Origin of the sequence: Pseudomonas sp. NUPR-001 (assembly GCF_052147955.1) — a bacterium.
Lineage (GTDB): Bacteria > Pseudomonadota > Gammaproteobacteria > Pseudomonadales > Pseudomonadaceae > Aquipseudomonas.
In genome coordinates, this window is the sequence record NZ_CP197353.1 from 494,071 (window position 1) to 502,500 (window position 8,430).

At 60.9% G+C, this 8,430-nt stretch carries 10 protein-coding genes (1 of these 10 only partly in view); 2 read left to right on the forward strand and 8 right to left on the reverse strand.

The annotated features are described in order from the left end of the window. Positions 1-24: 24 nt before the first annotated feature. The 6 genes from ACP6KB_RS02200 to hemJ all read right to left on the reverse strand — a co-directional run bounded on the left by ACP6KB_RS02200 (position 25) and on the right by hemJ (position 4,492). Positions 25-1,065: a DUF2157 domain-containing protein gene (locus ACP6KB_RS02200; RefSeq protein WP_442111822.1), complete on the reverse strand. Its 1,041-nt coding sequence runs from the start codon at positions 1,063-1,065 to the stop codon at positions 25-27. A 9-nt stretch (positions 1,066-1,074) separates the two neighbouring features. Further along, positions 1,075-1,722 carry a 2-polyprenyl-3-methyl-6-methoxy-1,4-benzoquinone monooxygenase gene (coq7, locus tag ACP6KB_RS02205; RefSeq protein WP_442111824.1) on the reverse strand — a complete coding sequence of 216 codons (648 nt, stop codon included), beginning with the start codon at positions 1,720-1,722 and terminating at the stop codon, positions 1,075-1,077. 65 nt (positions 1,723-1,787) lie between these two features. Then, entirely contained in the window at positions 1,788-2,126 is a 339-nt protein-coding gene (locus ACP6KB_RS02210; protein WP_045199336.1) for a histidine triad nucleotide-binding protein, read from the reverse strand. Between the two features lie 71 nt (positions 2,127-2,197). Continuing rightward, positions 2,198-2,971, reverse strand: coding sequence for an SDR family NAD(P)-dependent oxidoreductase (locus ACP6KB_RS02215; protein WP_442111827.1), 774 nt, complete (start codon positions 2,969-2,971; stop codon positions 2,198-2,200). A 105-nt stretch (positions 2,972-3,076) separates the two neighbouring features. Further along, positions 3,077-4,033 (reverse strand): NAD(P)H-dependent flavin oxidoreductase, encoded by a 957-nt coding sequence (locus tag ACP6KB_RS02220; RefSeq protein ID WP_442111829.1) that lies wholly within the window; start codon positions 4,031-4,033, stop codon positions 3,077-3,079. Positions 4,034-4,066: 33 nt separating this feature from the next. Then, positions 4,067-4,492, reverse strand: coding sequence for a protoporphyrinogen oxidase HemJ (gene hemJ, locus ACP6KB_RS02225; protein WP_442111831.1), 426 nt, complete (start codon positions 4,490-4,492; stop codon positions 4,067-4,069). Positions 4,493-4,634: 142 nt separating this feature from the next. Between hemJ and argC the strand changes: the two genes are divergently transcribed. Further along, entirely contained in the window at positions 4,635-5,669 is a 1,035-nt protein-coding gene (gene argC / locus ACP6KB_RS02230) for an N-acetyl-gamma-glutamyl-phosphate reductase (RefSeq protein WP_128323465.1), read from the forward strand. A gap of 165 nt (positions 5,670-5,834) precedes the next feature. After that, positions 5,835-6,185, forward strand: coding sequence for an iron-sulfur cluster insertion protein ErpA (gene erpA / locus ACP6KB_RS02235; RefSeq protein WP_028942121.1), 351 nt, complete (start codon positions 5,835-5,837; stop codon positions 6,183-6,185). Positions 6,186-6,242: 57 nt separating this feature from the next. Here the strand turns inward: erpA and ACP6KB_RS02240 are convergent, their stop codons facing one another. Further along, the gene (locus ACP6KB_RS02240) at positions 6,243-7,334 is read right to left on the reverse strand and encodes an anhydro-N-acetylmuramic acid kinase (RefSeq protein WP_442111834.1); all 1,092 of its coding nucleotides are present in this window, start codon (positions 7,332-7,334) and stop codon (positions 6,243-6,245) included. A 3-nt stretch (positions 7,335-7,337) separates the two neighbouring features. Then, positions 7,338-8,430, reverse strand: the 3' portion of a protein-coding gene (locus tag ACP6KB_RS02245) for a peptidoglycan DD-metalloendopeptidase family protein (protein WP_442111836.1). Its footprint extends 341 nt past the window's final position; only the last 1,093 of its 1,434 coding nucleotides appear in the window; the start codon falls outside the window, past its right edge; it ends in the stop codon at positions 7,338-7,340.

Below are 8,430 nucleotides of genomic sequence, written 5' to 3' on the forward strand. Positions count from 1 at the left end.
CGCGATCGCGGGGCAAGCCAGCTCCTACCGGCGTAGCCCGGGCAGCAGCTGGCGCAGGCTATCGGGAAGCAGCGCGCGAAAGCGCACACTCAATGCTTCCCGATGCTTCTGATAGAACAACCCCAGGGCTATAACCCCCAAGCCGATCAAGCTCAGTACCACCGGGAACAGCAGCGACTCGGCGAACACTTCGTACGACAGATAGCCCAGATAAGCTGCCACGCCCATGGCACCGAAAACCATGAACATCGGCCGACGCAACAGCACCGCCACGGCCATCAGGCCAATGTTGATCAGGCAGTACAGGGCTTTGCTCAACTCGCTGTCGCTCTCCATCAGGCTCAGTCCAAACCAGAATGCGAGTAGCCCGGCAAGGTAGCCCCAGAAGGCAAAGTCCTGACGGGTGCGGCCATCAATCACCAGAAACACTGCAAGCAAGACCAGGCCAAACCACAGCGACACCGCCAGGCGTTGATCCCAGTTGAAGGTATGGCCGTAGAACCATTCGCTCAGGTCCATGGACATGAACCACAGGGCCAATGCGATCGGCATGACGATGAACGGGAAGGGGATCAAGCGCAGCATCAGCAGGCCGGCAACCACCGTCGCCGCTTCCATCAGCAACCAGCCACCCTGCACGTAGGTGTAGTAGTTGTGGTAACCGGTCTGGGTATCGTCAAGCGGCCAGAAACCGGTGAGCCGCTCCACCGCGAACACCGCCAGCGGCACGATACTGACGGCCACCGCCGCGAGCACCCCGGCGGGGATGATCTGGCCACGGCGTTGCATCAGCAGCCCGGTCAGGGTCAAACCAGCAATGTAGACCAAGGCGATCAGTAACAGCGCACTGTCGCCAATGCGCATCCAGGCCTCGTTGAGCAGCCAGCCCATCGCCGCCACGATCAACAGTGCGCCGAGGTAAAAAGCAACATGGGCCAGCTGGAAGCTGGGCTGCGTGCCGGGCTGGCGTCGGAGAAACGCCAGCAGCGCCTCGTCCTGGCCCGGGTTCAGCACCCCTTCGGTGACAGCGCGAGCCAAGTCCTTGGCATCGAAACGTTCCTTCATGGTCCGGCCCTAGATACGGTAGGTACTTTTGGTCATGACCTTGGCCATCAGGCTCATGCCAAAACGTACAGGGGCAGGGAAGCGATAGCCGCCGGCCTCCAGGGCCGATTCGGCATGCTGTTCTTCATCGACGCGCATCTGTTCAAGGATTGCCCGCGACTTTTCGTCCTCGTTGGGAATCTGTTCCAGGTGCTCATCAAGGTGCTTGCACACTTGATGCTCGGTGGCGGCGACAAATCCCAGGCTGACTTTGTCGCTGACCAGCCCGGCCAGTGCGCCAATGCCGAACGACATGCCGTAGAACAGTGGGTTGAGCACGCTAGGGTGGCTGCCAAGCTGACGAATGCGCTGCTCGCACCACGCCAGGTGATCGATCTCTTCTTCGGCCGCATGCTCCATGGCCTTGCGCACCTGGGGAAGCTTGGCGGTCAGGGCCTGGCCTTGGTACAGCGCCTGGGCGCAGACTTCACCGGTGTGGTTGATGCGCATCAGCCCGGCCACGTGGCGGGTCTGGGTATCGTCCAGGGTGACGTCCGGCTGAATGATCGCCGGCGAAGGGCGGGATGGTTGGCCGCTGAAGGGCAGCAAGGTGCGCATGGCCGTGTCGGCCTGCAGCAACAAGCGGTCGAGCGGCGAGTAGTGACGTTCGGTAGCCATCGGGCACCTCCGCAAGAATGTGCCCGACAGTTTACCGCAATCGTGAAGATCGGGCTTGCGCTGGATCAGCCCGGCGGCCAATGCATCTGACGCTGACCCAGAACATGCATGTGGATGTGGTAGACCGTCTGGCCACCCAGTTCGTTGCAGTTCATGACCACGCGGAAACCGTCTTCGCAGCCTAGCTCTTTGGCCAACCGTTGTGCGGTGAACAGGATATGCCCGGCCAGGCCTTTGTCTTCCTCGGTCAGGTCATTGAGGGTGCGAATCGGCTTTTTCGGAATGACCAGAAAATGCACCGGCGCCTGAGGGGCGATATCGTGGAAGGCCAGAACCTGGTCGTCCTCGTAGATGATCTTGGCCGGGATTTCCCGGTTGATGATCTTGGTGAACAGAGTATCCACTACGGTTTCTCCATGTGTGTGGTCGGGCTTGAGTGTACTCAGGCCAGGTGGCGACGCCCAGCCCTGAGTCGTCAGCGCGGGCAGTAGGCCTGATTGATGGCGCCAGACAATTTGCGCGCCATCCAGCGCGACAACAGCCGCGGGCTGAAGGCCAGCCAGCGATTGCGCCGGCCCGGGATGATCAGTGCGCGGTTCTTGTCCAGGGCGCGAACGGTGTACAGGGCCACTTCTTCCGGGCTCAGGCAGCGCTGCCCCTTCTCCAGTCGCGGGATTTTGCGCAGCGGGGACCGGACTGGGCCGGGGCACAGTACCGAGACCTTGATGCCAGTGCGCTTGAGTTCTTCGCGCAAACCTTCGGAAAAGTGCAACACATAGGCCTTGCTGGCGGCATAGCTGCTCATCCATGGCCCAGGCGCAAAGGCGGCAAGGGAGGCGACATTGAGGATCTGCCCGCCACCCTGAACCGCCATGGCATTGCCCAAGGCATGGCACAGCCGGGTCAGGGCGAGGATGTTCACTTCGATCAGGTCTTGCTCGTCGCCCCATTCTTGCGCCAAAAATGGCCCGTAGGTGCGGATTCCGGCGCAGTTGACCAGCAGATCGATCCTGCGCTCGCTTTCTTCAAGCTCCAGCAGAAAGCCGGACAAGCGCAGTGGTTCGCCCAGATCACAGGCACGAAACAACACTTCAACACCAAAGCGCTGGGTGAGTTCGATGGCAATGCTTTCCAGCGGGTCGCGCTGGCGGGCCACCAGGATCAGATTGCGTCCCCGACGTGCCAGCGCCTCGGCCAGTGCCAGGCCTAAGCCGCTGGACGCACCGGTGATCATGGCGTAACGGGTCATGCAGTTCTCCAGTTGGGGCGGGTAGCCAAAGCGCCCAGTTTACAGAGGAAGCTTTGGCCGTGCTGCTACAGCGATGAAGCCCAGAATCCTTTGCCGTGGTAAGGCTCAGGCCGGCCAGTGCTGGCCCAGGGCTGTAGCCGAAGCCTGGGCCTGACGGTATTCGTTATCCAGGCAGGCGATCAGTTGCTCGACAGAGCACAGCGAGTCGATGGCACCGACGCCTTGTCCTGCCGACCACACGGTCTTCCAGGCTTTGGCTTCATCGTGAATGGGTTTGAGCTTGGTTTCGGTGTGGCTGCGCAACGCCGCCATGTCGAAACCGGCGTTTTCCAGGCTCTGGCGCATGAAGCTGGCAGGCACCCCGGAAACCGCAGCAGTGTGGATGATATCGGCGGCCTTGGCCGCTAGCATCATGTCTTTGTACGGGCCTGGGGCGTGGCTTTCGTGTGTGGCGATAAAGCGGGTGCCCAGATAGGCGAGGTCTGCGCCGAGCAGCTGCGCGGCGAGAATTTCGTGGCCACGGTTGATGCAGCCGGCCAGTAGCAGAGTCTTGTCGAAAAACTGGCGGATCTCGGCGATCAATGCGAATGGGCTCCAGGTCCCGGCATGCCCACCTGCACCCGCAGCGACGGCAATCAAACCGTCGACACCGGCTTCTGCGGCTTTTTCGGCGTGGCGTCGGGTGGTCACGTCATGGAACACCAGGCCTCCGTAACTGTGCACGGCATCAACCAGCTCCTTCACTGCCCCCAGGCTGGTAATGACGATGGGGACTTTGTGCTCTACGCACAGTGCCAGGTCTGCCTGCAGGCGTGGATTGCTCTGGTGCACGATCAGGTTGACCGCATAAGGCGCCGGATTGTCCAGCGCCGCCAGGCCAGTTTCGATTTCCTCGAGCCAGGCTTTGAAACCGGCACTGTCGCGTTGATTCAGGGCCGGGAAACTGCCGACGACTCCATTGGCGCAGCAGGCGAGTACCAGTTGCGGGTTGGAGATCAGAAACATCGGTGCCGCAACGACCGGCAGGCGCAAGCGTTGTTCGAGCAGGGCAGGCAATGACATGGCAAGTTTCCCGAGGCTGAGTAAGGGGTGAAGTTAGAACGGTTTGACCACCACCAGAATTACGATCGCCAGCAGAATCAGCACTGGCACTTCGTTGAACCAGCGGTAGAACACGTGGCTACGCGTGTTCTCACCGCGCGCGAAGCGTTTGAGTTGGGCGCCGCACATGTGGTGATAGCCAATCAGCAAGATCACCAGGGTGAGCTTGGCGTGCATCCAGCCCTGGCTGAGAAAGCCTGGTGTCAGGCTCATCAGCCAGATACCGAAAACCAGCGTCGCGATCATGGACGGCAGCATGATGCCGCGATACAGCTTGCGCTCCATGATGACGAAGCGTTCCTGGCTGATCCTGTCCTGGCTCTGGGCGTGATAGACAAACAGGCGTGGCAGGTAGAACAGGCCGGCAAACCAGCAGACCACGCTGACGATATGCAGCGCTTTGATCCAGAGAAAAAGCATGGAGTTGAGTTCCTTCAGGGTTCACGGTCGTCAGATAGTAGAGGCTAGGCGCCTGGCGGGCCATCTCAACAGTTGTAGGCGTGTTTCCGGCCCCCTATTATCGTGGCCTTTCCTGTAGGTTTGTTGATAAGGGGCACGCGTTATGGTCAAGGTCGGTATCGTTGGCGGCACGGGTTACACCGGGGTCGAATTGCTGCGCTTGTTGGCACAGCATCCTCAGGCTGAGGTAGCGGTCATCACTTCGCGCTCCGAAGCCGGCCTGGCGGTTGCCGATATGTACCCGAACCTGCGTGGTCACTACGATGGCCTGGCGTTCAGCGTGCCTGACGTGAAAACCCTGGCGGCCTGTGACGTGGTGTTCTTCGCCACTCCTCATGGCGTTGCTCACGCATTGGCAGGTGAGCTGCTGGCGGCCGGTACCAAGGTCATCGACCTGTCGGCTGACTTCCGCCTTCAGGATGCCGATGAATGGGCCAAATGGTACGGCCAGCCCCACGGCGCTCCTGAACTGCTCAAAGATGCTGTCTACGGCCTGCCTGAAGTCAACCGCGAGCAGATCCGCCAGGCGCGCCTGATTGCCGTTCCGGGTTGCTACCCGACCGCAACCCAATTGGGCTTCCTGCCGCTGCTGGAGGCGGGTATTGCTGATGCCTCGCGTTTGATTGCCGACTGCAAGTCGGGCGTGAGTGGTGCTGGTCGTGGTGCTTCGGTGGGTTCGCTGTTCTGTGAAGCAGGCGAAAGCATGAAGGCTTATGCCGTAAAAGGTCACCGCCACCTGCCGGAAATTACCCAAGGCCTGCGTCGGGCTGCTGGTGGCGATGTTGGCTTGACCTTCGTTCCGCACCTCACCCCAATGATCCGCGGCATTCACTCCACCCTGTACGCCACCGTTGCCGACACTTCGGTCGACCTGCAGGCGCTGTTCGAAAAACGTTACGCCGATGAACCGTTCGTCGATGTAATGCCAGCAGGCAGCCACCCGGAAACCCGTAGTGTTCGTGGCGCCAACGTCTGCCGTATCGCCGTGCACCGGCCGCAGGATGGCGACTTGGTCGTGGTGCTGTCGGTCATCGACAACCTGGTCAAAGGCGCGTCGGGTCAGGCGGTACAGAACCTCAACATCCTTTTCGGGCTGGATGAGCGCATGGGCCTGTCGCATGCGGGCCTGCTGCCTTAAGCCGCAAGTTGCTGGTTGTAAGCTGCAAGTTAAGGCCTCGCGCACTGAGCTTGTAGCTTGCAGCTGAGCGCTTACAGCTTTCGTATTCTTGACCGATTTTCTCGGAGAAGCGGATAATGCGCGTCATCACGCATTATGGCGGCATAGCGCCGGGAGATAGTCAGCATGAGCGTCGAATCCTTCACCCCTGTGGCATTGCAGTTCACTGAGGGTGCAGCGCACAAGGTGAAGACCCTGGTCGATGAAGAAGGCAACGATCGTCTGAAGTTGCGAGTGTTCGTGACCGGTGGCGGTTGCTCGGGTTTTCAGTACGGTTTTACTTTCGATGAAGACGTCGCTGAAGACGACACCATTGTTGAGCGCGAAGGCGTGGCTCTGGTGGTCGATCCGATGAGTTTCCAATACCTGGCAGGAGCCGAAGTGGATTACCAGGAAGGTCTGGAAGGCTCGCGTTTCGTCATCAAGAACCCGAACGCCAGCACCACCTGTGGTTGCGGCTCTTCGTTCTCGATCTGACGCCAGGGTAGTAAACGCAAACGCCGCGCTAATGCGCGGCGTTTTGCTTTGTGCGGTTTAAACCGGGTAAATGGCGCCAAGTACCCGTAGGCCACGAGCACCAGTGACGCTGGGGCGGTTACCCGGGATGCCTTGCAGGCAACAATGGGCTAGCCAGGCAAAGGCCATGGCCTCGACCCAGTCAGGATCAATGCCGTGAGCGGCAGTACTGCTGACGCGGGCGCGGGGCAGAAGCGCGGCCAGGCGCGACATTAGCGCACCATTGTGCGCGCCGCCACCACAGACCAGCAGCGCCTGGGTATCGTCTTGAGCGCTTTGCAGGGAGCTGATGATGCTATGAGCCGTGAGTTCCAGCAGTGTGGCCTGCACATCGGCATTGCCGATCGCGGCTTGGCTGGCCAGGTGGCGCATCAACCAAGGCAGGTTGAACACTTCACGGCCGGTACTTTTCGGGCCGGTGCCGGCAAAGAACGGATCGCTCAGCAGGCTGGCAAGCAGGGCAGGGTTCACGCTGCCGCTGGCCGCCCAAGCGCCATTGGCGTCGTAGCTTTGGCCTTGTTTCTGCTGAATCCAGGCGTCGAGCAGGACGTTGCCCGGGCCGCAGTCGAAGCCGCTGACCGGCTTGTCCTGCTCGATCAGGCTCAGGTTGCTGAACCCGCCGATATTGAGTACCGCCAGGCGTTGTCCCTGAAGCTCGAACAGGGCCTCATGGAAGGCCGGAACCAGTGGCGCACCCTGGCCGCCTGCGGCAACATCACGGCGGCGGAAGTCCCCGACGACACAGATACCGGTCAGTTCGGCCAGCAACGCCGGGTTGCCGATCTGAACCGTGAAACCACGGGCCGGTTCATGGCGAACCGTTTGGCCATGACTGCCAATCGCGCGGATGTCAGAAGGCTTGAGGCCTTGTGTGGTCAGTAACTCAGCGATGCCTTCGGCTGCCAGGGTCACCCAGCGGGCTTCGGCCAGCGCCGCGCGGGCTATTTCGTCAGGGCCGCTGGCGCACAGGTCCAGCAGGTCCTGGCGCAGCGTTTCTGGCATGGGGATGTAGTGGGTGGCGAGCAGATGGGTGCGCTGCTCCTGCTTGATCAATGCGATGTCCAGGCCATCAAGGCTGGTCCCGGACATCACTCCCAGATAAAGAGCCATTGCTTAGCGCTTGTTAGACGCGAGCATGGTGGCTTTTTCCTGGTTCATGCGCGCCACCAGCGGCTGGCTTTGCGCCAGGAAACGCTGGCGCTCGGCCTTGGCGATCGGGTCGGCCATCGGCAGCTTCTGCCCCAGTGGATCGACGTGAACGCCGTTGACCTGGAACTCGTAGTGCAGGTGTGGCCCGGTGGACAACCCGGTGGTGCCGATGTAGCCAATAACCTGGCCTTGTTTGACCGTGCCGCCGGTTTTCACGCCCTTGGCGAAGCCCTGCATGTGGCCGTAGAGGGTCTGGTAGCGGTTGCCGTGCTGGATGATCACGGTGTTGCCGTAGCCGCCACGACGTCCGGCGAGCAGGACCTTGCCATCGCCAGCTGCCTTGATTGGCGTGCCGCGAGGCGCTGCGTAGTCAACGCCTTTGTGGGCGCGGATCTTGTTCAGAATCGGGTGCTTGCGGCCGGCCGAGAAGCGCGAGCTGATACGGGCGAAGTCAACCGGGGTGCGGATGAATGCCTTGCGCATGCTGTTGCCGTCAGCGGTGTAGTAGCTGGTGTTGCCTTGCTTGTTGGTGTAGCGCACCGCAGTGAAGGTTTTGCCACGGTTGGTGAAGCGGGCAGAGAGGATGTTGCCGTTGCCAACCACCTTGCCATCCATGACCTTTTGTTCGTAGATCACGTCGAATTCGTCGCCTTGGCGAATGTCCTGGGCGAAGTCGATGTCGTAGCCAAAGATTCGGGCCATGTCCATGGTCAGGCTGTGCGGCAGGCCGGCGCGCTGGCCGCTTGTCGATAGCGAGCTTTTGATGACGCCATGGGCGTAAGCCGAGCGCACAACCGGCTTGCTGACTTCACGATTGAAGGCGTAACCGTTTGCGCTTTTGGTCAGGCGAATGGTTTCCAGGTTGCTGACCTTGCTGTGCAGGCTGGTCAACTGGCCGTCTTTGTCCAGCTCGATCTGCAGTACCTGACCGCTTTTGAGCTGGCTGAACTGTTTGGCTTGCTTGTTGCTGGCCAGAACTTCGTGAACGACCGCAGCGGGCAGGCCGACCTTGGCGAACAGCGTCGACAGGGTGTCGCCACGGCCGACAGTAACTTCA

Excerpts from the sequence above, each read along its gene's own strand:
- ACP6KB_RS02200 (WP_442111822.1), bottom strand. The coding sequence starts at position 1,065 with ATGAAGGAACGTTTCGATGCCAAGGACTTGGCTCGCGCTGTCACCGAA.
- coq7 (WP_442111824.1), bottom strand. The coding sequence starts at position 1,722 with ATGGCTACCGAACGTCACTACTCGCCGCTCGACCGCTTGTTGCTGCAG.
- ACP6KB_RS02215 (WP_442111827.1), bottom strand. The coding sequence starts at position 2,971 with ATGACCCGTTACGCCATGATCACCGGTGCGTCCAGCGGCTTAGGCCTG.
- ACP6KB_RS02220 (WP_442111829.1), bottom strand. The coding sequence starts at position 4,033 with ATGTCATTGCCTGCCCTGCTCGAACAACGCTTGCGCCTGCCGGTCGTT.
- hemJ (WP_442111831.1), bottom strand. The coding sequence starts at position 4,492 with ATGCTTTTTCTCTGGATCAAAGCGCTGCATATCGTCAGCGTGGTCTGC.
- argC (WP_128323465.1), top strand. The coding sequence starts at position 4,635 with ATGGTCAAGGTCGGTATCGTTGGCGGCACGGGTTACACCGGGGTCGAA.
- erpA (WP_028942121.1), top strand. The coding sequence starts at position 5,835 with ATGAGCGTCGAATCCTTCACCCCTGTGGCATTGCAGTTCACTGAGGGT.
- ACP6KB_RS02240 (WP_442111834.1), bottom strand. The coding sequence starts at position 7,334 with ATGGCTCTTTATCTGGGAGTGATGTCCGGGACCAGCCTTGATGGCCTG.